Below are 26059 nucleotides of genomic sequence, written 5' to 3'. Positions count from 1 at the left end.
CCCCTTGCGGGGGAAATGTCCGGCAGGACAGAGGGGGGTGCGACGAGGCGCGGTCGTTAGCGAATATATCATTCCACCACCCCCAGTTCCCTCCCCACCTTGCCAAACGCCTCCACAGCCCGGTCGATATCCGCGCTCGAATGCGCCGCCGACATCTGCGTGCGGATGCGCGCCTGGCCTTTCGGCACGACAGGGAAGGAAAAACCGATGACGTAGATGCCGCGCTTCAGCATCCTTGCCGCCATCTCCTGCGCCAGCGACGCGTCGCCCAGCATCACCGGGATGATCGGATGGTCGGCGCCGGCGAGCGTGAAGCCGAGCTTCGTCATCGAGGTGCGGAACCGCGCGGCATTGTCGTAGAGTTTTGCGCGCAGGCTCTCGCCCCGTTCGATGAGGTCGAACACCTTCAGCGAGGCCGCGGCGATCGCCGGCATCAGCGTGTTGGAGAACAGATAAGGCCGCGAGCGCTGGCGCAGCCAGTCGACGACTTCCTTCCTGCCCGACGTATAGCCGCCCGAGGCTCCGCCAAGCGCCTTGCCGAGCGTGCCGGTGACGATGTCCACCCGGCCCTCGACGCCGCAATGCTCGGGCGAGCCGCGGCCATGCTTGCCGACGAAGCCGACCGCATGGCTGTCGTCGACCATGACCATCGCATCGTATTTTTCCGCGAGATCGCAGACGCCCTTCAGGTTGGCGATGATGCCGTCCATGGAAAACACGCCGTCGGTGGCGATCAGCTTGAAGCGGCTGCCTTCCGCCTTTCTCAGTTCTTCCTCCAGCGCCGCCATGTCATTGTTGGCATAGCGGAAACGCTTGGCCTTGGAGAGCCGCACACCGTCGATGATCGAGGCGTGGTTGAGCGCGTCGGAGACGATGGCGTCGTCCTCCGACAGCAGCGTCTCGAACAGACCGCCATTGGCGTCGAAGCAGGAGCCGTAGAGGATCGTATCCTCCATGCGCAGAAAGGCGGAAATCCTCGCCTCCAGTTGCTTGTGCTCCTCCTGCGTGCCGCAGATGAAGCGCACCGACGCCATGCCGTAGCCGTAACGGTCGAGGGCCTTCTTCGCCGCCTCGCGCAGTTCCTCGCTGTCGGCGAGGCCGAGATAGTTGTTGGCGCAGAAGTTGAGCACCCTATCGCCGCCGGCAACCTCGATCTCGGCGGACTGCATGGAGGTGATCACGCGCTCGGATTTATACAGGCCGGCGGACCTGAGGCCCTCCAGCTCGGAGGCGAGATGGGAAAGGAAGGCTGCGCTCATTGGCCGGTCGTCCCTGTTCTGCCGGAAGCTGTGCCGCTTCGCCGGGCGCCAGTCTAGCGCAAAATCGACACGGCGCACGTACAGTGCCTCCCAGATCAGGCGATCGACCTCATTGTTCAGGAGCACGCCCGCGTTCACGAACAATTGTTTCGCGGTTTGTTCCGCTGACAGGGCGCAACCCTTGAAAGGCAGGGATTGCGGAGCCATCTCGAAGGCAAGCGTGCTCCGCACGCGGAGTCAACGCTTCGGTCAAGCTTCGTATGGAGGTTGTCATGGCTGGCTCACTCACGGAAGGCAGAACCGGACAGGACTGGATCAACCTCGTCCTCGCGGCATGCCTGTTCATCTCCCCCTGGGTCATCGGCTTCGCCGCCGAAACCACGCCCGCCTGGAATGCCTGGATCGTCGGCGTCGTTCTCGCCGCCCTTGCGATCGGCACGCTGACGGCGTTCGCCGAATGGGAGGAATGGGCGAATTTCGCGTTGGGCGTCTGGCTGATCGTCTCGCCGTGGCTGCTCGGCTTCGCCGCGAACATGACGGTTGCATGGACCCACGTCATCCTCGGCGTACTCGTCGCCGCGGCTTCGGCCTGGGCCGTCTGGGGACACAGGCAGGACCCGCACGCGCATGCGTGACGGGACCGACCAGCGAGCCTAGATCGCCAGGCACGGCGGCCTGAGCACGAGAACAGGCGTGGTCTCCGGCGCCGGGGCCCTCCCCGGCGCCGGAGCTGCGTGAGATCTCATATGTCTTCGGCATCCGCCCCTATTCTACGATGCCTCGGGTCCACCGGCGGCCGAGCCAAGTGGGTCAGATCGCCCTGCGCGGCTGTCCGATCCTTCGCGCCGGCGAAGGATTTCTCGGCAAGTCCGCACCGGAATGGAACGAACGATCTACATGCCAAACCGAAGCTAAGCGGACGCCTCCGGCAGCGAAGTATTTCACTGGAGGCCACGCATGCAGCATGCTACAGTAATTGTAGCGGTGACGGCTCGGCTATTTCTAACCGGTACACGACGCCAGCGGGGGTCCAATCATGAAACGATCCTTTCCGGCATGGCGCATATGCCTGGCTGGTCTTGCTGGCGCCGGTATGTTTTCCAGCCCCGCTTCCGCCCAGGAGACGCCACAGCAGATCATCCAGTCGATGATGGCCGCCGTTTGCGGGGACTTCCAGAACACGGGCAGTGCCAACAGCCTGAAGATCGAAGGCAATGCCGAAGCCAAGCTCAGCGGTCTGATGAAGAAGCTGGCGGATCTCGGCCTGTCGGGCGCGGCGACCTTCAACAGCGAGGACTATGTCGGCGTGCTGCGCACGGAAGTCGGTTCGCAGCTCAACAGCGTGCGCGACTGCCGGCTGCGGGTCTACGGCGACCTGTCCCCGCTGCTCAAGGAGGCCCGCCAGGGCGGCTCGATCACCAACACCGGCGACGGCAACGCAAACATCATCGGCAGCGGCAACACCGTAAACCAATAAGGCCCAGCACTTCATGAGACCGAGCGCCTGGCTGTTCCTTCTGATCCTCGCTTCGGCCCCGGCCCACGCCCAGATCGACAATCAGGGCAACTGCAACGCCAACATCGTCGGCTCCGGCAACTACATCACCGTCAACTGCCAGGCCGGAGGCACCACGGCCGCGCAGACCGCCACGCTGATCATCACCCGCGACTTCCAGAACATCGTGCTCTCGGACACGATCAATCCGGGCTTCGTCGACTTCTACAACAGCTATTTCTCGCTGACCGTGAACGACGAGACGGTCGTCCACGCCAATTTCGCGTCGCAGTTCGACGAGCAGGTGCTGCGGCTGGAGAAGGGCGAGCACGTCTACAAGATGGCCGTCTACCTGCAGTACCTCAACGGCGTCACGGCGGGCACGAGTTGCTCGGGCATCCTCAACGTGCAGGCCAGCGCGCCGATCATGCCGCGCGTGCAGATCGTCTCCAACAACTTCACCGGGCAGATCAGCCCGGTGACCTGCTGGTTCCAGATCAGGCCGTGAGATTTCAACCGGCGGGCCAGGGCCCGCTTGACACGATGCGTCGCCATTCGCGAAGGTCGCCCTCCAGTCACAACCGGAGGTGCCCTTGCGCTTCGCTCCACTGCTGACAGCCGCGGTGTCGCTTTTCCTTGCCGTTTCCGCCGTCCGGGCAAGCGACCGAATCATCTATCTCACCTTTGACGACGGGCCGCTGACGGGAACCGAGAACATCCTGGACGTGCTGGAGGCGGAGAAGGTTCCGGCGGCGATGTTCATGGTGGGCAAGCATGCCGAGGCGAGCGCCGCGCACAGGGCGCTGGTCGAACGGGCGAAATCCCTTCCCCACGTCACCGTCGGCAACCACAGCTACAGCCATGCGCACGACCATTACCGGCATTTCTATGCCGACACTGAGGGCGTGGTCGCCGACATGATGCGCGCCAACGAGGTGCTCGGCCTGACGGCCAAGCCGGTGCAGGCGCGCCTGCCCGGCCGCGACGTGTTCCGCCTGCCCGACGTCTACAAGGACGATCTTTCGATCGGCAAGACCGAGGACGAAATCGAGCAGATCGATTTCGAGTTCGTCTCGGCGTCCGGCTTCAATCCTACGGCTGGGATCACGAATGGGTCCACGACAGCCGCGGCAAGCCGGTGCAGACGGTCGAACACCTCGTCTCCGAGATCGACCACCTGTTCCTCGGCGGCAGGTTCGTCCGTCCCGGCAAGCTCATCCTCCTGATGCATGACGAGATGTTCCAGGAAAACTACGACGGCAACGCCAATCTTTCAGCCCTGATCTCCGCACTCAGGCAGCGGGGCTATGCCTTCGGCTCGATCGAAACCTACGACGATTGAGGCGAGGAGCCGTTTCCCGGCATAGCGGATTGCTGACGGATCCTGGGATCTCGAGAGCGTCGGGCTAAGACCCCATCCTCTCCCCCGCCGCCTGCCAGTTGACCCGCTCCGACAATACGGCGGCGATGTGCTCTGCCTTGCGGTTTTCGTAGTCGAGATAGTAGGCGTGCTCCCACAGGTCGATGCCGACCAGCGGCGTCAGGCCGTCCGGGAGCGGGTTGCCGGCGTCCTGGTAGCCCTTGAGCGCAAGCTTGCCATCGTCCGCGACCAGCCAGACCCAGCCGGTGCCGAAGACGTTGTCCGCCTCCTTGGCGAAAGCGTCGAACAGGCCCTTCTCGCCGTTGAAATCGCGCTCGATCGCCTCGGCGAACGCGCCGGCCGGCTTGGCCGGACCGCCCTTGAACTGCTCCCAGTAGAAGACGTGGTTCCAGGCCTGGCCGGCCTGGTTGAAAATCTTGTCCTCCCCGTCCTTCTTCGCGGCGACGACCACCTCGCGGAGTTCCATGTCGGCATAGGGCGTGCCCGGCGCCAGCTGGTTCAGCTTGTCGAAATAGGCCTTGTGGTGCTTGCCGTAATGCAGGCCGACGGTACGCGCCGAGATCTGCGGCGCCAGCGCATCCTCGCCGTAAGGCAAAGGCGGCTGCTCGAACGGGCTGGCGGCGCGCAGGATCGAGGGACGTGCCGTCGCGGCCACGGCGGCTCCGGCGGCGATCATCAGGGCTGAACGGCGTGTAACGATCATCGTATCGACTCCTTTGCGGGATGGTTGTGCTCCCAACACCCGTTCGCCCGATGCGTTCCCTTCCGCCTGGCCGATCGCGGCTGCCCGTCGCGCATTGATGACCTGGCGGATCGGACGCAATGCGTCGAGGCGGCTCGACGTCATTCGCAATTGTACTGGCTGAGCGCCCAGTCGCCGGTAACCGACAGGATGTCGACGACCTTCCACGCGCCGCCGACCTTCTTCAGCTTCCATTCCATGCGATGCGGCGCGCCTTGCGCGTTGAAGGCGACGAGCACTTTCGCCTCCTCGGCCTGGACGACTTCGCGCGTTCTGAGCGTCTTGCGCAGGTCCGCGGCGTCCCCCTCGACATTGTCCAGCGCCATATGAGGGTCGAGGCACTCGCCCTGCCCCGACCGCCGCAGCCGGTCGCTGCCGTCGAGCACGCTCCTGGCAGGATCGGCGAAGCGGTCCCGCGCCGCCGGATCATTTTCGAGGCCGGGCCGGTCGTAGAAGACCAGGACCGCCTCCGTCGGCGTTTCGGCCGCGTGTGCGGGGGAGAGCGCGCAGGCGAGGAGCGCGGCACAGGGTAAAACCAGCCTGACGAGTGGCGTTTTCTGCGCAAGCATCGCGATTCCTCGCAAGCCGATGTCGTTCGGAACCAAGCATCGGCCATCACGGCTTTTTTGCGGGCGATGGAATGCCGCCGCGGCGATCGCGTCCTTGGGCGGCCGGTCATCGTCGCTTCGGCACGAGGCCGCCACCGAGCTATCGGCGCACGGGGGACGCAGCGTTTGAAAATCCCGTTCTCCTGCATTAGCTCGTCTCATGCAAAACCTGCGTCACCCGCCCGATGCGTGCCGGCGCCGCGAAGCGCCATGACGGACTTCGCCGCCTATCTCGGCCTGTTCGGCAGCGCCTTCCTCGCGGCGACCGTGCTTCCCGCCCAGTCGGAGACGGTGCTGGTCGGGCTGCTCGTCGCCGACCGCTTTTCGATTGCCTTGCTGCTGCTCGTGGCGAGCATCGGCAACGTGCTCGGCTCGGTGCTCAACTGGGTGCTGGGGCGCGGCATCGAGCGGTTTCGCGGCCGGCGCTGGTTCCCGGCGAGCGATGCGGCGCTGGAGCGGGCGACGCGCTGGTACAGCCGCTACGGCCGCTGGTCGCTGCTGCTCAGCTGGCTGCCGATCGGCGGCGACGCGCTGACGGTGGTCGCCGGCGTGCTGCGCGAGCCGCTGTGGAGCTTCGTCGCCATCGTGGCCATCGCCAAGACCGGGCGCTACCTGGCGCTCGCGGCGGCGACGCTGCAGTTCGTGTAGGCGCTTCCAATCAATGCAGCGCGTCCCAAGTATGGCGATCGGCCCCAGCGCTACGTGAAGCGCTCGCCGTTTCGTCCCGCCGGCGAATCCCCTATAAAATGGCGCCATGCCGATCCGCCAGCTTTCCGAAACGATGGTCAACCAGATCGCCGCCGGCGAGGTGATCGAGCGGCCGGCGAGCGTGGTCAAGGAACTGGTCGAGAACGCGGTGGACGCCGGCGCCACCCGCATCGAGATCGCCACGGCGGGCGGCGGGCTGTCGCTGATCCGCGTCACCGACGACGGGTTCGGCATCGCCGCCGGCGAGCTGGCGCTCGCGGTGTCGCGGCACTGCACGTCGAAACTCGGCAACGACATCCACGACATCCGCTCGCTCGGCTTCCGTGGCGAGGCGCTGCCGTCGATCGGCTCGGTGTCGCGGCTTTCGATCCGCTCGCGCACCGCCGACGGCGAGGCCGCCGAGATCACGGTCGAGGGCGGGCGCGTCTCGGCGGTGAAGCCCGCCGGCGCCAATCGCGGCACGGCCGTGGAGGTGCGGGATCTTTTCTACGCCACCCCGGCGCGGCTCAAATTCATGAAGGGCGAGCGCGCCGAGGCGAGCGCGACCGCCGACGTGGTCAGGCGCATCGCCATCGCCTTCCCGAATATCCGCTTCACGCTGTCGGGTTCGGACCGTTCGACGCTCGACTTCACCGCCGCCGGCGACCGGCTGAAGCGCATCGCGCAGGTGATGGGCGCCGAATTCCCGGAGAATTCGCTGGCGGTCGACGCGGCGCGGGAAGGCGTGCGGCTCGACGGCCATGTGTCCATCCCCTCCTATTCGCGCGCCAACGCGCTGCAGCAATATGTCTATGTCAACGGCCGGCCTGTGCGCGACCGGCTGATCGCCAGCGCCATCCGCGGCGCCTTCGCCGACACGCTGGCGCGCGACCGTCATGCGGTGGCCGCGCTGTTCCTGTCGCTCGACCCGGCGCTGGTCGACGTCAACGTGCATCCGGCCAAGGCCGACGTGCGTTTTCGCGATCCCGGCCTGGTGCGCGGGCTGATCGTCGGGGCGATCCGCGAGGCGCTGGCCGGCGCCGGCATCCGCCCAGCTTCGACCGGCGCGGCGGCCATGCTGGGCGCTTTCCGCCCCGGCCCGACCAGCTACGGCCATCCCGGCCCGAGCGGCGGCCACCGCAGCTACAATCCGGCCTTCCGCAGTGCCGTTCCCGGCGTGTTCGACGCCGCGCGCTCGTTCCAGCGGCCGCTGGCGGCGGGTTTTGCCGAGGACGTGCAGACGGCCTTCGATACTGGGCCGCTCGACAGCGCCGACGCGCGCGCAGGGACCGACGAGCCGGCACCGGAGGCATTGGGCTTCCAGCTCGGCGCGGCGCGGGCGCAGGTGCACGAAAACTACATCGTCGCGCAGACCGGCGATTCGCTGGTCATCGTCGACCAGCACGCGGCGCATGAGAGGCTGGTCTACGAGGCGCTGAAGAACGCGCTCGAGGCGCGGCCGATGCCGGCGCAGATGCTGCTCCTGCCGACCATCGTCGACCTGCCGGAAGACGATGCCGAGCGGCTGGCGCGGCATGCCGAGACATTGAGGCGCTTCGGGCTCGGCATCGAGCGCTTCGGCCCCGGCGCGGTGGCGGTGCGCGAGACGCCGGCCATGCTGGGCGAGGCCAATGTCGAGCAGCTGGTGCGCGACCTCGCCGACGAGATCGCCGAGACCGACACCGTCGACACGCTGAGGGAGCGCCTGCACGCCATCGCCGCCACCATGGCGTGCCACGGCTCGGTGCGCTCCGGTCGCCGGCTGCTGCCGGACGAGATGAACGCGCTCTTGCGCCAGATGGAGGCGACGCCAGGGTCGGGCACCTGCAACCACGGCCGCCCGACCTATATCGAGCTCAAGCTTTCCGACATCGAGAGGCTGTTCGGACGGCGGTGACGCCCCTCACTGCTGCGTCAGCGTGGCGATGAAACGTTTGGTGCGCTCGCGCTCGGGGCTGCCGAAGATTTTTGCCGGCTCGCCCTTCTCGACCACCTTGCCCGCTTCAAGAAACACGACCTCGTGTGCCACCCGGGAGGCGAGGCGCAGATCGTGGGTGGCCATGACCATGGTGGTGCCCTCCTTCGCCAGCTGGCCGAGCACGTCGACCACCTCTTCCGACAGTTCCGGATCGAGCGCCGACGTCGGCTCGTCGCACAGAAGCACGCGCGGCGACGGCGCGAGCGCCCGGGCGATCGCCACGCGCTGCTGCTGGCCGCCCGACAGCGTCGCCGGCCAGGCGTCGGCTTTTTCAGCCAGCCCGACCTTGTCGAGCAGCGCCTGCGCCCGCTCACGCGCCTTGCCGGCCGGCCATCTGAGCACCGTAACCAAGCCCTCCATGACGTTCTCGATGGCAGTCCTGTGGGGAAAGAGCTGGAAATTCTGGAAGACCATGCCGGTCTGGCGGCGCAGTTTCTGGATCGAGGCCCAGCCGACCTTCTGGCCGGGATGGAACCGCAGGGAATCCTCGCCGATGCGCACCGTGCCGACGGTCGGGATCTCCAGCAGGTTGATGCAGCGCAGCAGCGTGCTTTTCCCTCCGCCGGACGGGCCGACCAGCGCGGTGACGGAGCCCTCGCGCATGCGCAGCGTGACGTCCTTCAGCACGACGTTGTCGCCGAAACGCTTTTCGATGTCGACGAGCTCGATCACGACCGCGCCTCCAGGAAGCCGCCATAGCGGTTGAGCCGTTCCTCCAGCCGCACCTGCAGGGCCGACAGGATCGAACTCAGCGCCAGGTAGATCAGCGCCGCCTCGATGTAGAGGATCAGCGGCTCGTAGGTGGTGGCGACGATACGCTGCGCCGCCTGGAACAGCTCCGGCACGGTGATGGCGGCGGCGAGCGAGGTGTCCTTGACCAGCGAGATGAAGGTGTTGGAAAGCGGCGGCACCGCGACCCGGCCGGCCTGCGGCAGGATGGTGCGGCGGATCGTCTGCTGAAAGCTCATGCCGATCGAATAGGAGGCCTCCCACTGGCCCCGCGGCACCGAGGAGATGGCGGCGCGGATGATCTCGGAGGAATAGGCACCGATGTTGAGCGTGAAGCCGATCAGGGCAGCCGGGAAGGCGTCGATGACGATGCCGGCGCTGGGCAGGCCGTAGAAGATGAGGAAGAGCTGCACCAGAAGCGGCGTGCCGCGGATGATCCAGACGTAGAAGCGGATCGCCGCGGCGAAGGGCGCCGGTGCGAACAGCCGGACCAGCGCGGCGATCAGGCCGACTGTCAGCCCCAGCGCGAAGGACAGGATGGTCAGCGGCGCTGTGAATTTCACCGCCGCCCACAACAGCGGGCCGAGCGAGTCCAGCATCAGTTGAAGCCAGTGGGGCACGCGTCATCTCCCGAAACCACGAGGGCGGCAGACCTTGGCATGAAGCAAGCGGGCAAACAAACGGGCGGCCGGTCGATCGACCGGCCGCCCGTCAGAGCAGGATGACTTCGAACGAAGCCATCCTGCTCCAACTCCTTGTTTCGCCGCATGAACCTATCCGAAAAGTCTGCACCTTTCCGGGATCATGCTCCAGGACTTCCGGCGGTTTCCTACTGCGAGACGTCCTGACCGAAATACTTGTCGGAAATCTGCTTGTAGGTGCCGTCGGCCTTGATCTCGGCCAGCGCCTTGTTGATCGCCTCCAGCAGCTCCGGCTCGCCCTTGCGGATGATCACGCCGGAATGGTCGGCCTTGTCCTCCTGCGCCACGATCTTCACCGGGGCGTCGGGCTTGTGCTTCTTGAAATCGAGGAAGGACAGGCTGTCGTTGATGGTGGCGTCGGCGCGGCCGCTGAGCAGAAGCTGGATCGACTGGTCGAAACCGTCGGTGCCGACCAGCTCGGCGCCGTTGGCTTCCGCCAGGCGGCCGAAATTGCTGGTCAGCGACTGCGCCGACTTCTTGCCCTTCAGGTCGGCGAAGGACTTTATCTCCTCGTTGTCGGCGCCGACGATCAGCACCGCCTTGGAGGCGATGTAGGGATCGGAGAAATCATACTTCTGCTTGCGCTGCTCGGTGATGCCGACCTGGTTGATGACGGCGTCGTAGCGGTTGGCATCGAGGCCGGCGATGAGACCGTCCCACTTGCCTTCCAGGAACTCGGCCTTGACGCCGAGGCGCTCGGCGATGGCCTGGCCGATCTCGACGTCGAAGCCGACCAGCGCGCCGGTGGTGTCGTGATAGGTGAAGGGGGCGTAGGTGCCCTCGGTACCGATCTTGATGATGCCGGCCGACTGGATCTTCGCCAGGTTCTCGCCGGCATGCGAAGGGGCCAGCGCCAGGAGCTGCAGGGCCCCGGCAACGAGCAGCGACTTGAAGAGCTTCATGACAGAATCCTACCTTTGGTTGGATCGAAATGCTGAGATGGCCGCTTATCGAAGATAAATGGGAAAGCGATAAGGAATTTCATTCCTATTTCTGCCACCTTGGACGAACTGCATCCTCAAGCGCCAGGATTTCCCGCCGCCGCGGGCGAGCGTGATCGTATGGATGGTCCGGAAGATCAACGGCCTGCTACGCTTGACCTCCCTGCCGATTTATGGCGGAAGAAGCGGAATTGAAAGGATCGAGCATGAACCGTTTCGAGGGTCCAGGCGCAAGGGAAGCCGGGGTCCGCTATCTCGACGGCGATTTTCAGGTAACCAGCCCGGGATCCTTCGTGTCCTGCGCGGTGACCGGCGGGCGCATTGCGCTCGACGAGCTGAAATACTGGAGCGTGGCGCGCCAGGAGCCGTATATCGACGCCGCCGCCTCGCTGCAGCGCGAGATCGAGACCAATCCGGAGCTGCGCAGGCGCGGCGTCAGCTAGCGCCGACGCCAGGCGCGCAAGGTCTCGTCGATGATCCTTCGCGGCACCGCGTCGCTGTCGAAGACGGCATCGATCTCGAAGGTTTCCGTCATAGCGAGGAAGCCGGCGGGCACACGCTCTTCCGACAGACGGGCCATGTCCTTCGCGGTGGTGACAAGGGTCAGCCGCTCGGTTCGCGCCTCCGCCATCAGCGCGCGCAGTTCGTCCGTCGTATAGAAGTGGTGGTCGGGAAACGGCCGGGCGACCGCCACCTCGGCACCGACCCGCCGCAGCATGGCGAAGAATTTCTCGGGATGGCCGATGCCGGCGAAGGCCATAAACCGCCGACCGGCAAAGCGATCGGGATCGCGCGGGCGCGAGACCGCATCGTAGACCGGCTTGCCGGCGCGAGCCGCCTGACGCACCACGGGATCGGCGGCTGTCCCCTCGCCCATGCGCAGCACTGCGTCGGCATGGCGGAGCTGGTCGACCACGCGCGCGCGCAGCGGCCCGGCCGGCAGTACCCTGCCATTGCCGACGCCATGGCCGGCATCGACCACCAGCAAGGCATAGTCCATGTGGATGCGGGCGCTCTGAAAACCGTCGTCCATGATGAGGAAATCGCAGCCGCGCGCCGCCAGCAGCCGCGCGCCGGCCGCCCGGTCGGGCGAGACCGCGACGGGCGCATGGGCGGCCAGCAGCAGCGGCTCGTCGCCGGCGTGACGGGCGTCCTCCAGCACCGGATCGACGATGCGGGATGCCCCGACATTGCCGCCATGGCCGCGCGACAGGAAGCCGGGCTTCAGCTTCATCGCCCTGGCCCGTCGGGCCAGCGCGATCGCCACCGGGGTCTTGCCGGAGCCGCCGACGGTGAAGTTGCCGACGCACAGGACCGGAAGCGCCACCTTCTCGCGCGGCGCCCGCACCAGGCGGCGGCCGGCCGCCGCCGCATAGACGAGCGACAGCGGCGTGAGCGCCGTGGCGCGCCAGTCGGCCTCGGCCTGCCACCAGAAGGGAGGCGCCTCCGCCAGCATCTAACGCCGCCTCGCCGCCCTCATCGGCCCCGCATTCCGTTGGTCCCGTCGAGCCGCGACTTGACCACCAGCGGATGGATGAAGGGGTCGAGCGCCTTCAGCGTCCTCGCAAGCGCGCCGCGCATGTCGCCCACGGTGGCCGCGGCGGCGGAGATCATGTCGCGGCGCGCAGCCTCGTTGCAGAGCAGGTAGTTGACCGCGCCCGTGAGCATGTCGCGGTCGCGCACCAGCCTGGCACCGCCGCTGTCGATCAGGCGCTGGTAGCTGTCGCGGAAATTCTGGACGTTGCGCCCAGCGAGCACCGCGGTCTCAAGCATGGCGGGCTCGAGCGGATTCTGGCCGCCTTCCGCCGTCAGCGAGCGGCCGACGAAGGCGATCTCGGTGAGCCTGAGATAGAGGCCCATCTCGCCGATCGTATCGCCGACCAGGACGTCGGTCTCGGGCGTGATCCTGTCGCCGCTGGATCGCCGGGCGGTCTTGAGGCCCATCGCGGCGATCTCCGCCTCGATGGCGGCTGCGCGCTCGGGATGGCGCGGCACCACGATGGTGAGCAGCTCGGGATGGCGGGCACGCAGCGCCAGATGCACTTCCGCGGCTGCCTTCTCCTCGCCGTCATGGGTGGAGATCGCCGCCCAGGTCGGCCGCTTGCCGATCTGGTCGCGCAGCGCCGAAAGCGCCGCCTCGTCAGCCTCGGGAGGCGTGACGTCGACCTTCAAATTGCCGGACACGGTCACCGGACGGGCGCCCAGCGACTGGAAGCGCTCGCCGTCGAGCTCCGACTGCGCCACGACATGCGCAAGGTTCTCGAAGAGCGCCTCGGCCAGGAAGGCCCGCTTCTTCCACGACCGGTAGGAACGGTCGGACAGGCGGCCGTTGACCAGCACCTGCGGAACCCGGCGCTCGCCGAGCTCTAGGATGGTCATCGGCCAGATCTCCGATTCGGCGATGATGGCGAGGTCCGGCTCCCAATGATCGAGGAAACGGCTGACGGCCGGCTTCAGGTCGAGCGGCACGTATTGGTGGATGACGCTGTCGCCCAGCACCTCGTCGGCCACCTGCGCCGAGGTGACGGTGCCGGTGGTGAGCACGACGTTGACGCCGTAGTCGAGGATGCGCCGTACCAGCGGCACGATGGCGTTGGTCTCGCCGACGCTTGCCGCATGCACCCAGATGATCGGCCCGGGCGGGCGCGGCTTGCTGGCGCGGCCGTAGCGCTCGCGCCGGCGCAGGCGGTCCTCCTTGCCGCGGCTGGCGCGCCAGCCGACATAGGTGCCGATCAGCGGAAAGACGGCGGCGCCGGCCAGCCGATAGGTATTGAGAACGGCGCGGGCCCAGCGCTCGCTCATGCGCGACCGTCGACGATCCGGTAGGCCCGCTCCGTCGCCTCGTTGAGTCCTGCCGTTATCTCCTGGCGTTTGCGTTCCAGCTCGGCGTCGTCAGCGTCGGCCGCAACGGCGATCGGATCACCGACGATCAGCGCCCGGCGGCCAAAGGGCAGGTTGATGGTGGTCTTGTCCCAGGTGCCTTCCAGCACCTTGCGCCGACTGGTTGCGAGCCCGACCGGTACCACCGGCCGCCCCGACAGGCGCGCCAGCGTGACGATGCCCATGCCGGCCTGGCGCGGGGTGCCATGAGGAATGTCGGCGATCATGCAGACATTGCTGCCAGCATCGAGCGCCTTTTTCAGGGCAAGCAGTGCCTGGGCGCCGCCCTTGTCGCGCTTGTTCGCCTTCTCGCGCCCGCCCGAGCCGCGCACGGCGTCGAAGCCGAACTTCTCGATCACCAGGGCGTTGAGCTCCGCGTCGGCGCTGCGCGACACCATGGCAGTGAGCGGCGCGCCACGCGGATAGATGGCCGGCGCGAGCAGATGCTGGCCGTGCCAGATGGCAATGATCGCCGGTGTCACCGCCGCATAGGCCTTACCGGCGTCGGCCGAACCGGGCGCGACCGGGTTGGTGGCGTCAACGAAACGCAGCGCCTGCGCCAGCAGCGAGGCGACCGAGGCCTTGACCAGGCGCGACTGCGCCAGGGGCTTGCGGATCCTGCGCCATAACGTCTTGAGCGGACCGGCGCGCCGATCCTTCTTCGCCGCGGCCCGGACGGCGAGCGGCGCGACGGGACTATCGCTCATGCCTTGGGATCACCTGAAGTGCCGCTCTCGGGGTCGAGCAGCCGGTGGAGATGGACCACGAAATAACGCATATGCGCATTGTCTACGCTTGCCTGCGCCTTGCCCTTCCAGGCGGCCAGCGCCGAAGCGTAGTCGGGGAAGATGCCGACGATGTCGAGCTGGTCGAGATCGCGGAACTCGCCGGACCTGAGCGACTTCAGCTCGCCCCCGAAAACGAGGTGCAACAGCTGCTTCTTGTGATCTTCTTCAGCCATGCCGAAAAACCCTGAGTCGAGTGGGAGAGCGTGCCTTGTCTAGAGGAATTCGGCGAAATTTGGAACCGATCCGCGTGCTCCGAGCGGCCGGCTAGGCCTCCTGCCGGGCGACGACCCCTGCCATCGCCTCGAGCAGTCCGCCGCTGCCAGCGGCGAGCGCGCCATGGGCGACGGTCTCGCCGGCGTAGCGGGGATGCGCGCCGCGCCCGTTCAAGATTTCGCCCCCCGCCTCGCGCAGGATGAGGTCGGCCGCCGCCAGATCCCAGTCATGGGCGTTGGCCTTGACGAAGGTGGCGTCCAGGCTGCCCTCGGCGATCATGGCGATGCGGCAGGCGAGCGAGGGGATGTAGGCGCGCCGTTCCAGCCGGTCGAGCCAGCGCTGCGGCAGCGCGTCGATCATCGGCTTCGGACCGGCGACGAGCGGATTTGCACCGGGCCGGCGCACCCGGATGGGCTGATCGTTGCAGAAGGCGCCCTGCCCCGGCAGCGCCCAAAAGGTCTGCTCCCGCGCGGGACATTCCAGCACGCCGGCGATCGACCGCCCGGCCTCGACCACGGCGACGCTGACGCACCAGACATCGAGGCCCTCCAGGAAGCCGCGCGTGCCGTCGATCGGATCGACCACGAAGGTGCGGCGGGCGGAAAGCCGCGCGGCGGTGTCGGCGGTCTCCTCCGAAAGCCAGCCATAGTCGGGGCGGGCGGCGAGCAGCGTCTCGCGCAGGAAGCGGTCGACGGCGTAGTCGGCCTCGCTGACCGGCGAGGTGCCGCCCTTCATCCACACTTCCGGCTTGCTGCGGAAGAAGCGCATGGCAATACGGCCGGCTTCCCGCGCCGCCTCGCGCAGCAGATCGAGGTCGGCCGCAAGCCCTCCGGCGGTCGTGCTGGCATCAGCTTCCGGCAAGGGTCATCCCTTCGATGAGCAGCGTCGGCGCGGCCGTGCCGTAATTGCGGTCGAGATCGCTCGCCGGCACCATGCGCAGGAACATGTCCTTCAAGTTGGAGGCGATCGTCACCTCCGACACCGGATAGGTCAGCGCGCCGTTCTCGATCCAGAACCCCGAGGCGCCGCGGCTGTATTCGCCGGTGATCATGTTGACGCCCTGGCCGAACACCTCGGTGACGTAGAAGCCGGACTTCAGCGCGCCGATCAGAGCTTCCGGGGTCTCGTCACCCGGCTCGATCGACAGGTTGGTCGAAGAGGGAGAGACGGAGGAGCCGCCCCGCACGCCGCGGCCGTTCGTTTCGAGGCCGAGTTCACGTGCGGCGGACGTCGACAGGAACCAGTGCTGCAGCATCCCCTTGTCGACCATGGTCAGGGTAGAGCCATCCACGCCTTCGCCGTCGAAGGGGCGCGATGCCTGGCCGCGTCGGCGCGCCGGCTCGTCGACGACGGTGATGGCGCTCGACGCCACCTGCTTGCCCATCATGTCGCGCAGAAAACTGGTCTTGCGCGCCACCGAGGCACCGTTGATGGCGCCGGCGAGATGGCCGGCGATGCCGCGCGCCACGCGCGGGTCGAAGACGACGGTGACCTCGCCGGTGCTGGCCTTGCGCGGGTTGAGACGGCGCACGGCGCGCTCGCCGGCGCTGCGGCCGATCGCTTCGGGCGCATCGAGATCGGCGAAATGCAGGCGCGACGAAAAATCGTAGTCGCGCTCCATGCCCGTGCCCTCGCCCGCAATCACGCTGGCCGAGCGCGAGAAGCGTGTGCCGACATACTGGCCGAGAAAGCCGTGCGAGGTGGCGAGCACCAGCCCGCCGAGCCCCGCACTGGCGCCGCTGCCGCCGGAATTGGTCACGCCGGAAACGCCGAGCGCGGCCGCCTCGGCGGCGAGCGCATCCTCCTTCAGCCGATCGGCGGAAATCTCGGTCGGGTCGAAAAGATCGAGGTCGCGCACGGTCCTTGCCAGCAGCGCGGCGTCGGCCAGGCCCTGATAGGGATCCTCCGGCGAAACCCGCGCCATCGCCACCGCCCGCTCGGCGAGCGTCCTGGGATCAGAAGCGGCGGTGGCGGAGACGCTCGCCACGCGCTGGCCGACGAACACCCGCAGCGAGACGTCGTCGCCCTCGGCGGACTGCGTGGCCTCGACCTTGCCCAGCCGCACCGAGACGCTGGTCGAGCGGCCGCGCACCACTACCGCGTCGGCGGCATCCGCACCCGCCGCCTTCGCGGCGTCGACGAGGGCGGAGACGCGATCGATCAGGCTTGCAGCTTCGATGTCCATCCGGCGATCCGACTTTTCCTGCGTTTTGTGCTGCACCATCTATTGTTCCGCTCCGGCTTGTGCAATGGCTTGCGGCAGCACGCCGCTCCGTCACCCGGCTTTCGACGGCAGACAAGGCAGCACTTCCGGGAGCACGCCATGACGCCTTTCCACCTCGCCTTCCCTACCAAACGGGGAAGAGGTGACGAACGGCGCGGCCCGGCGAGACGGCCAACCGTAACCGGACCGGAGATCCCGGCCGTCCCGACGTCATGACCGGTACACCCAGGCAGGCGCAGGCCGCGACTTTCACCGTCGGCTCGACGATGCGCCACGTCGTGGTGATGACGGCGACGGGATCGGTCGGCCTGATCTCCATCTTCGTCGTCGACGCGCTCAACCTGTTCTACATCTCGCTGCTCGGCGTCGAGGAACTGGCGGCCGCGGTCGGTTTCGCCTCGACCCTGCTGTTTTTCACGATCTCGGTCGCCATCGGCTTCACCATCGCCTGCGGCGCGCTGGTATCGCGCTGCCTCGGCCGCGGCGACCGCGAGGAGGCAGCACGCATGGGCGGCGCCTCGCTCGTGTTCATGGCGGCGACGACGGCGATCCTGACCGCCGCCGTGTGGCCTTTCCTGCACCAGCTGGTCGCGCTGATGGGGGCGCGCGGCGAGACGCTGACGCTGTCGGTGCGCTTCCTGCAGATCGTGCTGCCGTCGACGCCGCTGGTGGCGCTCGGCATGTGCGCCACCGGCATCCTGCGCGGGGTCGGCGACGCCAGGCGGGCGATGTATGTGACGCTGGGCAGCGGGCTGGCCGCCGCCGTGTTCGACCCGATCCTGATCTTCGGCCTCGGCCTCGGGCTCGACGGCGCGGCGATCTCAACGGTGCTGGCGCGCGTCGTCATGCTGGCGATCGGCATCCACGGCGCCCACCACGTTCACCGGCTGGTGCGGCTGCCCGACTGGGCGCGGCTCAGGGAAGCGGCGCGGCCGTTCTTCGCCATCGGCTGGCCGGCGGTGCTCACCCAGGTCGCGACGCCGGTCGGCAACACCTATGTCACCGTCGAGATGGCGGCCTTCGGCGACCAGGCGGTGGCCGGCTGGGCGATCATCGGGCGCATCATACCGGTGGCGTTCGGCGTCGTCTTCGCTCTGTCGGGCGCGGTCGGGCCGATCCTCGGCCAGAATTTCGGGGCGAAGCGCTACGACCGCATCGTGACGACCATGCGCGACAGCCTTGTCGTAACGGTCGCCTATGTCGCCATCGTCTGGGCGCTGCTGGCGCTGTTCGCCGGTCCGATCGCCGGACTGTTCGGAGCACAGGGGCTCTCGCGCGAGCTGATCGTGTTCTTCTGCCTTTTCGCCGCCGGCAGCTTCCTGTTCAACGGCGCGCTGTTCGTGGCGAGTGCCGCCTTCAACAATCTCGGCTATCCGACCTATTCGACGCTGTTCAACTGGGGCCGCTCGACGCTCGGCGTCATCCCCTTCGTATGGGCCGGCGCCTCGCTCTACGGCGCCATCGGCGTGATCGCCGGCTGGGGCCTGGGCGCCGTGGTGTTCGGCGTGCTGTCGGTCGTCGTCTGCTTCCGGGTCATCAACCGGATCGCCGCCGAGCCGCCCAAGGACCAGCCGATGCCCGACCCGCCGCCGTCCGGTCAGTCGCCATTCACCAGCGGCAAGGCGGCGACGCTGCAGGGATAGGTTGCTCCCTACGCCCGCCGCTTCTCGCGCAGGTCGATCGCCTTGTCGACCGCGCGCTTCAGCTCGTCGCGGACGCCGACCGTCTCGGCGAGCACCGACTCCACCTTCATGAAGTCGAGCACGCGGAAGCGCGAGACCGGCGGGCGGATGAGGATGTCCGGCTGGCCGTGTTCCAGCTTGCCGGCGATGATCGACTGCATCATCAACTGGGTCGCACCGAACATCATGTCGATGGAGGTGAGCCGCGTGCGCCCGCCAGGCTCGGGCGCGCCGACGACGTCGACGGCGATGACGATGTCGGCCAGCCCCGAGACGAGATCGAAGGGCACGGGGTTGTAGATGCCGCCGTCGATCAACAGCACGCCGTCGCGCTGCACCGGGCTGAACACGGCGGGAATGGCCGCCGAGGCGGCGAGGGCGGAGACGAGGTCGCCTTCCTCGAAGACCGCGAGCTTGTGGCCGTAGAAGTCGGTGGCAGTGACCTTGAGCGGGATTTTCAGCTCCTCGAAGCTGTCGGGGATAGCGTCCGGCAGGAACGCTTTGAGGATGCGCTCGATATTGAACTGACTGACGCGGATGCCGCCCTGCAGCGCCGCCGCGAACGTTTCCGGGCGGGCGCGCCACATGCGGCTGGCGACCTCGGCGCGGCGGCCGAGGATCGCGCCGGCATAATGATGGATGTCGCGGCCCGACATGCCGGCAGCCATGCCGGCTCCCATGATGGCGCCGATGGACGAGCCGGAGATGGCGACCGGGCGGATGCCGAGCTCGTCCAGCGTCTCGATCACATGGATATGGGCGAGGCCCCTTGCGCCCCCGCCGCCGAATGCGACCGCAAATGTCGGGCTCATCAATTGCCCTCTTTTTCCTCGGCCTCCGCCGGTCCAAATCGCATGATCGCCGGCTCGGCGCCGAGAAGCCTGCGCGCCGCGGCCCTGGCCTGATCAAGCGTCACGGCATTGATATAGTCGGCGCGACGGTCGATGTAATCCGCGCCGAGCTCGTCGAGCTGCAATTCGACCAGGGTCGAGGCGATCGAACCCGACGAATTCAGGTTGTTGATGGCATAGGCGCCGATCAGATATTTCTTCGCGTCGGCCAGTTCGGCTTCGGTCGGCCCGTCCTCGGCCATCCCCTTCACGACGTCCTGAATGATGCCCAGCGTCTCGCCGCCCTTGCCGGCGCGCGTCGAGGTGCCGATGACCAGGGCGTTGGCATGCTCGTAGTTCACCAGGGACGAGCTGATTCCGTAGGTCAGGCCGCGTTTCTCGCGCACTTCGCGAAACAGTCGCGAGGTGAAGGTGCCGTCGCCGAGAATATGGTTCATGAGAACCGCCGGAAAGAACTCCGGATCGTTGCGGGCGACGCCGGGATAGGCGAGGCGCAGCCTGGTTTGCGGCAGCGCATATTCATAGTCGATGCGCTGCGCCAGCTTCGGCGCGATGTCGGGGACGGGCCGCAGCGCCGGCTTTTCCGGCAGCGCGCCGAACAGCCGGTCGAGCTCGGCACCCAGGGTCTTGGCGTCGATGGCGCCGACCACCGCCACCTTGAGCTGCTCGCGGGCGAACAGCGCCTTGTGGAGGACGCGCAGGTCGTCGGCGGTGATGGCGGCGAGCGACTGAGCCGTGCCTTCGTCCGGCCTGGCGTAGGGATGGTCGCCATAGAGCGCCGCCAGCCAGCGCCGTCCAGCCTCCACCTCGGGGTCGCGCTCCTGGGCGCGGATGCCGGCGGCGATCTGGCTGCGGATGCGGTCGATCGGCGCCTGGTCGAAGCGCGGCGCGGTGACCGCGAGCCGCATCAGCTCCAGCGCCTCGCTCCTCTGGTCGGCCAGCATGCGCATCGAGCCGTAGACATTGTCGCGGCTCGCCCGGAAGCTCATTTCCGCGCCGGCATCGTCGAGGCGCGTCTGAAAGGCGTCGCTGTCGAGATCGCCGGCGCCCTCGTCGAACAGGCCGGTCATCAGGTTGACGATGCCTTCCTTGCCGGGCGGGTCCTGCGACACGCCGCCGGCAAAGGCGAAACGCAGCGCCACGATCGGCACGGTATAGTCCTCGACCAGCCAGGCGGTGATGCCGCCGGGCGAGCGGACTTGCTGAATCCTTACTTCCGCTTGCGCGGGAAGGCTGACGATCAGCATGAGGAACGCAAGCGCCGCGGCGGCGGCAGCGGCGGATGAGGCAAGCCGATTTCGCATGTCCGGGTTCCCGTCCTGCCGTTCAGTTCGACGTGCCGGCGGCCGGCAACAGATAGGCCGTCACCGACTGGTCCGGCTTGAGATACTTGAGCGCCGCCGCCTTGACCTGCTCGGCGGTCACCGCCTCGATGCGGGCCGGCCACTGCTGCACGTCCTCGACCGTGTTGCCGGTGGTGAGCGCCGCGCCATACATGTTGGCCATGCCGGCCGGGTTGTCGCGGGCGAAGATCATGCTGCGCACCAGGCGGTTCTTCGCCCGGTCCAGCTCGTCGGCCGAAACGCCGTCGCGCTGGATGCGGACGATCTCGGCATCGACCGCCGCCTCGAGCTTCGCCAGCCCGTCGGGGCCGCGCGGCGAGCCGTGGACGACAAAACTGGTCTCGTCGAGCGCCGTGCCGTCATAGAAGGCGCCGGTCCCGGCGGCCAGGTCGCTCTTGACGATCAGTTGCTGGTAGAGCCGGCTGCGGGTACCGCCGCCGAGTATCTCCGACAACAGGTCCATCGCCTCGGCCTCGCCGGGCTCGGCGGTGCGATAGGACGGCGCCAGCCAGTATTTCGCGAAGCCCGGTATGGTCACCCTGGGGTCGGCCATGGTGACGGTGCGGCTGGTGTTCTGCTCCGGCTCGGTCGGGCGCAGGCGCGGCGGCAGGTCGGGGCCGCGCGCCACCTTGCCGTAGGTTTCCTCGGCCAGCCGCTTGACGGTCGCCGCGTCGACATCGCCGGCGACGACAAGCACGGCGTTGTTGGGCGTATAGTAGCGGTCGTAGAAGGCCACCGCATCTTCCCGGTTGAGCTGCTCCATCTCGTGCATCCAGCCGATGACGGGCACGCGGTACGGATGGTTCTGGAACAGCGTCGCCTGCACCTCTTCCGACAGTAGCGACTGCGGATCGCCCTCGATGCGGGAGCGGCGCTCCTCCAGCACGACGTCGCGCTCGGTGGCGATCACGTCGTCGGTGAGGGTGAGATTGCGCATGCGGTCGGCTTCCAGCCCCATCATGCCGCCGAGCGCGTCCGGCGCCACCGTCTGGAAATAGGCGGTGTAGTCGTAGGAGGTGAAGGCGTTCTGATCACCGCCGATCTCGGCCACCGCGGCGTCGAACGCGCCGGGCTTGTGGTTCGTCGTGCCCTTGAACATCAGGTGCTCGAAGAAATGCGCGATGCCGGATTTCCCCGGCGGCTCGTCGGCGCTGCCCACCTTGTACCAGACCATGTGGGTGACGATCGGCGCGCGGTGATCGGGGATGACCACCACTTCCATGCCGTTGCCGAGCAGGAAGTTCTCGACCCGCTCCTGCGGACGCGGCGCTTCCGCGAAAACGGGCGCGAGCGACAGGAGGAGCAGAAGGAGAGCAGTTGCGAGATGGCGGACCGGCTGAGCGGCGAGACTCATGAAGGCTCCTGAGACGGGTCGGTCCGGCCTTATATGGATGGTCCGCTGCGACCGGAAAGTGAATTGTTCGTCATCTTGACCCTGAAAGAGGCCGAAGTCAGGCAACCTCGAGGAAGCGGATCACCGTCTCGCCATAGCCGCGCTCGTCAAGAAGCTCGAAACCCTCGACCGGCCCGAACGGCACCGCGGCGGTCTCCTCGACCAGGCAGAGCGCCCCGGGCAGCAGCCAGCCGCCACCGCGCGCCGAGCGCAGCGCCGCTTCGCCGAGACCTTTTCCATAAGGCGGATCGGCAAACAGCAGGCCGAAAGGCTGGATGTTGCCGGCCTCGCCCAGCCGGGTGGCGTCGCACCGGAAGATCTTCGTGCGGCCCGTCAGCCCGAAGGCTTCCACATTGGTGCGGATCAGCCCCCTGCCCTCGGCCGACTCCTCGATGAACATGCAGAAGGCGGCGCCGCGCGACATGGCTTCGAGCCCGAGCGCGCCGGTGCCGGCAAAGAGATCCAGCACGCGCGCGCCGGCCAGGCGATCGGCGAAGCGGTGCGCGAGGACGTTGAACACCGCCTCGCGGGCACGGTCGGTGGTGGGGCGGATGTCCTGGGAGCGCGGCGCGGCCAGCGGCCGGCCGCGCAGATCGCCGCCGACGATGCGCATCTAGTCGTCCTTGCGCGGCTTGCGGCCATCCCTCCCCGTTGTGGGGAGGGTCCGGCCGGAGGCCGCGGATGAGGTAGCCGACGACGAACTCGGCGCCCTCTTGCGTCCCGCGCTGCCCCCCTCCGTCCGCTTGGCGGACTTCTCCTCCTCCAGGGCGTGGTTCTTGCTCAACGGCCGGGCGCCCGGAGCCATCCACACATTGGCCTTGCGGCCCCCCGGCGGCTCGATCGGCCGCTGCTCGCGCTCGCCCTTGCCGCGTGGTGTCCGATCGCCGAAGGCCGGCTTAGGCCGGCGCTCGCCATGCGCATCCTTCGCCCCGCGCTCCGGCTTGGGGAAACCACCGCTTTCAGGCTTTCCGTGCTTGCCGAAGCCGCCACCCCGCGGTTTGGTCGAAAGCCTGCCCAGAGCGTCCTCGCGCATGCGATCCTTGTCGCGTCCCCGCGCCTTGATCAGCCCGCCTTCGCCAATCTTCAGAGGCCGCGCCGCCGCCCGCTCGGCCGCTTCAGGCCTGTCGTCCACGCTGCGCCGGGTCGGCTTGTTGGAGAACGGCCTGACGATGTCCGCCTCGAAATTGGCACCCGATTCCTCGATCAGCCGCTCACCGAGCTGGTCGCGCAACATGCGCCCCTTCAACTCCTGGACATGGCCTTCCGGCAGCTCGCCCAGCTGGAACGGACCGAAGGAGATCCGGATCAGCCGCGTCACGTCGAGCCCGAGCGCGCCGAGAATGTTCTTGACCTCGCGGTTCTTGCCTTCGCGCAGCCCGATGGTGAGCCAGGCATTGCTGCTGCCCTGCTCGCGGTCGAGCGATGCCTCGATGGAGCCGTAGAACACGCCGTCGACGGCGATGCCGTCCTTGAGTTCGGCCAGCGCCTTCTCGTCGACCTTGCCGTGCACGCGCACCCGGTAGCGCCGCAGCCAGCCGGTCGCCGGCAGTTCCAGCGTGCGCGCCAGCCCGCCGTCATTGGTGAGCAGCAGCAGCCCCTCGGTGTTGATGTCGAGGCGGCCGACCGTGATCAACCGCGGCAGCTCGGCCGGCAGCACGTCGAAGACGGTCTTCCGGCCTTCCGGATCGCGGCTGGTGGTGACCACGCCGGCCGGCTTGTGGAACAGGAACAGCCGGGTGCGCTCGACCGGCGGCAGCGGCTTGCCGTCGAGCTCGATGACGTCGTCGGTCGACACGTTGAAGGCCGGGCTTTCCAGCACCTTTCCGTTCACGCGCACCCGCCCGGCGGCGATCAGTTCCTCGGCGTCGCGGCGCGAGGCGATGCCGACGCGGGCCAGCCGCTTGGCGATGCGCTCGCCGCCGGCTGCCTCGCCGGAACTCGCGGACGGCGCGAACGGCTTCCTGTCTCCGCCGGATTTTGCCGTTCCCGCCGGACGTTTTTCGAAAGGTTTGCGCTCGGGGCGCGGTCCCGTGCCGGAAGGCTTGTCGAAGCGACGCGGGCGATCCGCTTCGCCGCGAGGACGTTCGTCCCGCTCGAAACGGCGCGGGCGCTCGCCGCCGGCTGCCTCGCCGGAACTCGCGGACGGCGCGAACGGCTTCCTGTCTCCGCCGGATTTTGCCGTTCCCGCCGGACGTTTTTCGAAAGGTTTGCGCTCGGGGCGCGGTCCCGTGCCGGAAGGCTTGTCGAAGCGACGCGGGCGATCCGCTTCGCCGCGAGGACGTTCGTCCCGCTCGAAACGGCGCGGGCGCTCGCCGTCGCCTTGGGGCCGGTCGTCGCGATCGAAACGGCGCGGGCGTTCGCCCTCGGGAGCGCCGTCGTCGCGCCGCCTGGCGAATGGCTTTCCCTCGGGGCGCGGGCCGGCACGGAACGGCCGGTCGGCGCGCTCCGGCTTGGCCGTATCGCCGCCGTCGCGCCGCTCGCGGCGGCCCGGCCCGGCGTTGCCTGCGCCCTGCGGTCTGCCCTCATCATAGCGCCTGAAAGGCTTGCGCTCGCCGCGAGAGCCGCCGCGCGTCTCGGCGCGACCGGCATCGCCCTCCTCGCGCGGCTTGCGGAACGGCTTGTCGCCGCGCGGCCGCGCGGCATCGCCCTCGGCCCCGCCGCGTGCCGGTGCCGCGCGAAACGGCTTGCCGGCCTTGCCGCCGAAAGCCGGCCGGCCCTCGTCGGAGCGCGGCCGCGGCTTGCCGCCCTTTCCGGCAAATCCGGGCTTGCCGCCCTTGCCGCCGGGGCGCGCACCGGCGCCCTTCGGGCCGCCATGGCCGCCTTTTCGCGGGGGTTTTCTTTGTTCGTCGTCCATGGCCTTTGCCTTTCCGGGCGGGGTGTAGCAGTAACGTTCTTTAGGTGCGAGGGAAATGTCCGAGGATGTGCCGGTGAAACGCCCGGATTTCATGAGCCTGGCGCTTGCCGAGGCCGAGGCCGCCGCCGGGCGGGGCGAGGTGCCGATCGGCGCCGTCGTGGTCCTGGACGGCGCGGTGGTGGCGCGCGCCGGCAACCGCACGCGCGAACTGAAGGACGCCACCGCCCATGCCGAGATGCTGGCGATCCGCGAGGCGTCGCACCGGCTCGACGCCGAACGGCTGACCGGTGCCGACCTCTACGTCACGCTGGAGCCCTGCGCCATGTGCGCGGCCGCCATCTCCTTCGCCCGCATCAGGAGGCTGTATTTCGGGGCGGCGGACGAGAAAGGCGGCGCGGTGGTCAGCGGCGTCCGCTTCTACACCTCGCCGACCTGCCATCACGTGCCGGACATCTATTCGGGGATCGGCGAGCAAGCCGCTTCGGACCTGCTCAAGCGCTTCTTTCGCGAGCGCCGCGACGACTGACTACCAGGGCAGGATGTCTGCCCAGCTCCGGTCGTTCTTCTTGCGCGCCGCAGCCTTCAGCCGCCGCTCCTTCTTGATCTCGTCCTCGCCGAGGTCGCCGGTCGGCGCGGTCGCGGAGGCCTGGCGATAATCAAGCGGCGGCTCGCTGAGATATCTGCGGGTGGTCGGGCTGCCCTGGCGCTCCTGGGCAAGCTTCTTGCGGAACGCCTCGTTCTGCTGCTTGGCGGTGTTGAAGCCGACCGGCGCGACGCCGGTCTCCAGATGCCGGGTGTTCATGACCGGGTTCTTCTCGGTCGGCCCTGCATTGGCGCGCGCCATGTCCGGCTCGATCTGCGGCTTCCAGAACGGATTGTCGCGATTCTCGTCGGCGTCGGCGCGCAGCCGCGCCCGCTTCTGCTCGGGCGATTCGGGCCAGGCCGGATTGGCGGTCGAGGCGACGCTCTCCTGCGGCGCGGGCAATGCGCCCTTGGCTTCGCCCTTTGCGGGCTTCACGAGGTCCGGCCTCGGCTTGTAGTCGATCGCCGGGCGCTCGGGCGGGCCCAGCGACAGGATGTTGCTGACATCGCCAACGAGCTGCTCGGACGAGGTCTTGTCCGTGCCATAGGTAGGGCCGCTCATGCAGCCCGAAAGCGCCGCTGCGGCGGCCACCAGACCTGCGGCGGTCAAGCCCGCGCGGCGGTTTCCCGTCATGCCAAGAAGTGTCAACGCGATAAGCCTCTCAAATCGCCCGGATGTCCCCGGTACGGCAATGGCCGGCAAATCCGGCGATAGTTTGTCGGCCAGA

General features: G+C 67.9%; 27 protein-coding genes. 9 read left to right on the top strand and 18 right to left on the bottom strand.

Annotation, left to right across the window (positions count from 1 at the left end):
- Positions 1–68: 68 nt before the first annotated feature.
- Positions 69–1259 carry a glycine C-acetyltransferase gene (locus tag AC5JDC_RS02205; RefSeq protein WP_495838725.1) on the bottom strand — a complete coding sequence of 397 codons (1191 nt, stop codon included), beginning with the start codon at positions 1257–1259 and terminating at the stop codon, positions 69–71.
- A gap of 272 nt (positions 1260–1531) precedes the next feature.
- Here AC5JDC_RS02205 and AC5JDC_RS02200 point away from each other — a divergent pair, with 272 nt between their 5' ends.
- The 4 genes from AC5JDC_RS02200 (at position 1532) to AC5JDC_RS02185 (ending at position 3980) form a co-directional block, all read left to right on the top strand.
- Positions 1532–1894, top strand: coding sequence for an SPW repeat protein (locus AC5JDC_RS02200; protein WP_106772129.1), 363 nt, complete (start codon positions 1532–1534; stop codon positions 1892–1894).
- A gap of 401 nt (positions 1895–2295) precedes the next feature.
- Entirely contained in the window at positions 2296–2736 is a 441-nt protein-coding gene (locus tag AC5JDC_RS02195) for a hypothetical protein (protein WP_495838723.1), read from the top strand.
- A 13-nt stretch (positions 2737–2749) separates the two neighbouring features.
- On the top strand, positions 2750–3262 hold the full coding sequence (locus AC5JDC_RS02190) for a hypothetical protein (RefSeq protein WP_106772127.1): 513 nt from the start codon (positions 2750–2752) through the stop codon (positions 3260–3262).
- A gap of 85 nt (positions 3263–3347) precedes the next feature.
- Positions 3348–3980, top strand: a complete 633-nt coding sequence (locus AC5JDC_RS02185; RefSeq protein WP_495838720.1) for a polysaccharide deacetylase family protein — start codon at positions 3348–3350, stop codon at positions 3978–3980.
- A gap of 180 nt (positions 3981–4160) precedes the next feature.
- Here the strand turns inward: AC5JDC_RS02185 and AC5JDC_RS02180 are convergent, their stop codons facing one another.
- A complete protein-coding gene (locus AC5JDC_RS02180; protein WP_106772125.1) occupies positions 4161–4838 on the bottom strand; it encodes a superoxide dismutase in 678 nt (225 codons plus the stop codon).
- Positions 4839–4978: 140 nt separating this feature from the next.
- Positions 4979–5446, bottom strand: a complete 468-nt coding sequence (locus AC5JDC_RS02175) for a hypothetical protein (protein WP_495838718.1) — start codon at positions 5444–5446, stop codon at positions 4979–4981.
- A 249-nt stretch (positions 5447–5695) separates the two neighbouring features.
- Here AC5JDC_RS02175 and AC5JDC_RS02170 point away from each other — a divergent pair, with 249 nt between their 5' ends.
- Complete coding sequence (locus tag AC5JDC_RS02170; protein ID WP_495838716.1) at positions 5696–6133, top strand: YqaA family protein; 438 nt, start codon at positions 5696–5698, stop codon at positions 6131–6133.
- Between the two features lie 106 nt (positions 6134–6239).
- Complete coding sequence (mutL, locus tag AC5JDC_RS02165; protein WP_495838714.1) at positions 6240–8069, top strand: DNA mismatch repair endonuclease MutL; 1830 nt, start codon at positions 6240–6242, stop codon at positions 8067–8069.
- 6 nt (positions 8070–8075) lie between these two features.
- Here the strand turns inward: mutL and AC5JDC_RS02160 are convergent, their stop codons facing one another.
- The 3 genes from AC5JDC_RS02160 to AC5JDC_RS02150 all read right to left on the bottom strand — a co-directional run bounded on the left by AC5JDC_RS02160 (position 8076) and on the right by AC5JDC_RS02150 (position 10482).
- Positions 8076–8822, bottom strand: a complete 747-nt coding sequence (locus tag AC5JDC_RS02160) for an amino acid ABC transporter ATP-binding protein (RefSeq protein WP_495838712.1) — start codon at positions 8820–8822, stop codon at positions 8076–8078.
- The gene (locus tag AC5JDC_RS02155) at positions 8819–9499 is read right to left on the bottom strand and encodes an ABC transporter permease subunit (protein WP_106772120.1); all 681 of its coding nucleotides are present in this window, start codon (positions 9497–9499) and stop codon (positions 8819–8821) included. Before AC5JDC_RS02155 ends, AC5JDC_RS02160 begins: the two co-directional genes overlap by 4 nt.
- 209 nt (positions 9500–9708) lie before the next feature.
- Entirely contained in the window at positions 9709–10482 is a 774-nt protein-coding gene (locus tag AC5JDC_RS02150) for an amino acid ABC transporter substrate-binding protein (RefSeq protein WP_495838710.1), read from the bottom strand.
- A 245-nt stretch (positions 10483–10727) separates the two neighbouring features.
- Here AC5JDC_RS02150 and AC5JDC_RS02145 point away from each other — a divergent pair, with 245 nt between their 5' ends.
- Positions 10728–10964 carry a DUF2093 domain-containing protein gene (locus AC5JDC_RS02145; protein WP_495838708.1) on the top strand — a complete coding sequence of 79 codons (237 nt, stop codon included), beginning with the start codon at positions 10728–10730 and terminating at the stop codon, positions 10962–10964.
- Here the strand turns inward: AC5JDC_RS02145 and lpxK are convergent.
- From lpxK to AC5JDC_RS02115, 6 genes are all read right to left on the bottom strand, one after another.
- A complete protein-coding gene (gene lpxK / locus AC5JDC_RS02140) occupies positions 10961–11977 on the bottom strand; it encodes a tetraacyldisaccharide 4'-kinase (RefSeq protein ID WP_495838706.1) in 1017 nt (338 codons plus the stop codon). The genes AC5JDC_RS02145 and lpxK overlap by 4 nt on opposite strands.
- 20 nt (positions 11978–11997) lie before the next feature.
- A complete protein-coding gene (gene waaA, locus AC5JDC_RS02135; protein ID WP_495838704.1) occupies positions 11998–13323 on the bottom strand; it encodes a lipid IV(A) 3-deoxy-D-manno-octulosonic acid transferase in 1326 nt (441 codons plus the stop codon).
- A complete protein-coding gene (locus tag AC5JDC_RS02130; protein WP_495838702.1) occupies positions 13320–14108 on the bottom strand; it encodes a lysophospholipid acyltransferase family protein in 789 nt (262 codons plus the stop codon). Before AC5JDC_RS02130 ends, waaA begins: the two co-directional genes overlap by 4 nt.
- Positions 14105–14362, bottom strand: coding sequence for a DUF4170 domain-containing protein (locus AC5JDC_RS02125; RefSeq protein WP_495838700.1), 258 nt, complete (start codon positions 14360–14362; stop codon positions 14105–14107). Before AC5JDC_RS02125 ends, AC5JDC_RS02130 begins: the two co-directional genes overlap by 4 nt.
- A 91-nt stretch (positions 14363–14453) precedes the next feature.
- Positions 14454–15263: a 3'(2'),5'-bisphosphate nucleotidase CysQ gene (locus tag AC5JDC_RS02120; protein ID WP_495838698.1), complete on the bottom strand. Its 810-nt coding sequence runs from the start codon at positions 15261–15263 to the stop codon at positions 14454–14456.
- Entirely contained in the window at positions 15250–16626 is a 1377-nt protein-coding gene (locus tag AC5JDC_RS02115; RefSeq protein WP_495838696.1) for a TldD/PmbA family protein, read from the bottom strand. The genes AC5JDC_RS02120 and AC5JDC_RS02115 overlap by 14 nt, the downstream gene beginning before the upstream one ends.
- A 212-nt stretch (positions 16627–16838) precedes the next feature.
- On the opposite strand from AC5JDC_RS02115, the gene AC5JDC_RS02110 reads away from it, so the two are divergent.
- On the top strand, positions 16839–18269 hold the full coding sequence (locus tag AC5JDC_RS02110) for an MATE family efflux transporter (RefSeq protein WP_495838694.1): 1431 nt from the start codon (positions 16839–16841) through the stop codon (positions 18267–18269).
- A gap of 8 nt (positions 18270–18277) precedes the next feature.
- On the opposite strand, the gene AC5JDC_RS02105 is transcribed toward AC5JDC_RS02110, so the two are convergent.
- From AC5JDC_RS02105 to AC5JDC_RS02085, 5 genes are all read right to left on the bottom strand, one after another.
- A complete protein-coding gene (locus AC5JDC_RS02105) occupies positions 18278–19120 on the bottom strand; it encodes a patatin-like phospholipase family protein (protein ID WP_495838692.1) in 843 nt (280 codons plus the stop codon).
- Positions 19120–20463 (bottom strand): M16 family metallopeptidase, encoded by a 1344-nt coding sequence (locus tag AC5JDC_RS02100; protein WP_495838690.1) that lies wholly within the window; start codon positions 20461–20463, stop codon positions 19120–19122. The genes AC5JDC_RS02105 and AC5JDC_RS02100 overlap by 1 nt, the downstream gene beginning before the upstream one ends.
- 22 nt (positions 20464–20485) lie before the next feature.
- On the bottom strand, positions 20486–21856 hold the full coding sequence (locus AC5JDC_RS02095) for a M16 family metallopeptidase (protein WP_495838688.1): 1371 nt from the start codon (positions 21854–21856) through the stop codon (positions 20486–20488).
- 97 nt (positions 21857–21953) lie between these two features.
- On the bottom strand, positions 21954–22508 hold the full coding sequence (gene rsmD / locus AC5JDC_RS02090; RefSeq protein ID WP_495838686.1) for a 16S rRNA (guanine(966)-N(2))-methyltransferase RsmD: 555 nt from the start codon (positions 22506–22508) through the stop codon (positions 21954–21956).
- Complete coding sequence (locus tag AC5JDC_RS02085) at positions 22509–24749, bottom strand: pseudouridine synthase (protein WP_495838684.1); 2241 nt, start codon at positions 24747–24749, stop codon at positions 22509–22511.
- 73 nt (positions 24750–24822) lie between these two features.
- On the opposite strand from AC5JDC_RS02085, the gene AC5JDC_RS02080 reads away from it, so the two are divergent.
- Complete coding sequence (locus AC5JDC_RS02080) at positions 24823–25275, top strand: nucleoside deaminase (RefSeq protein ID WP_495838682.1); 453 nt, start codon at positions 24823–24825, stop codon at positions 25273–25275.
- On the opposite strand, the gene AC5JDC_RS02075 is transcribed toward AC5JDC_RS02080, so the two are convergent.
- Positions 25276–25941, bottom strand: a complete 666-nt coding sequence (locus AC5JDC_RS02075; RefSeq protein ID WP_245428379.1) for a hypothetical protein — start codon at positions 25939–25941, stop codon at positions 25276–25278.
- Positions 25942–26059 lie beyond the last annotated feature (118 nt).

Source organism: Kumtagia sp. (genome assembly GCF_059502445.1).
This window is presented reverse-complemented; position numbering and strand designations above follow the sequence as displayed.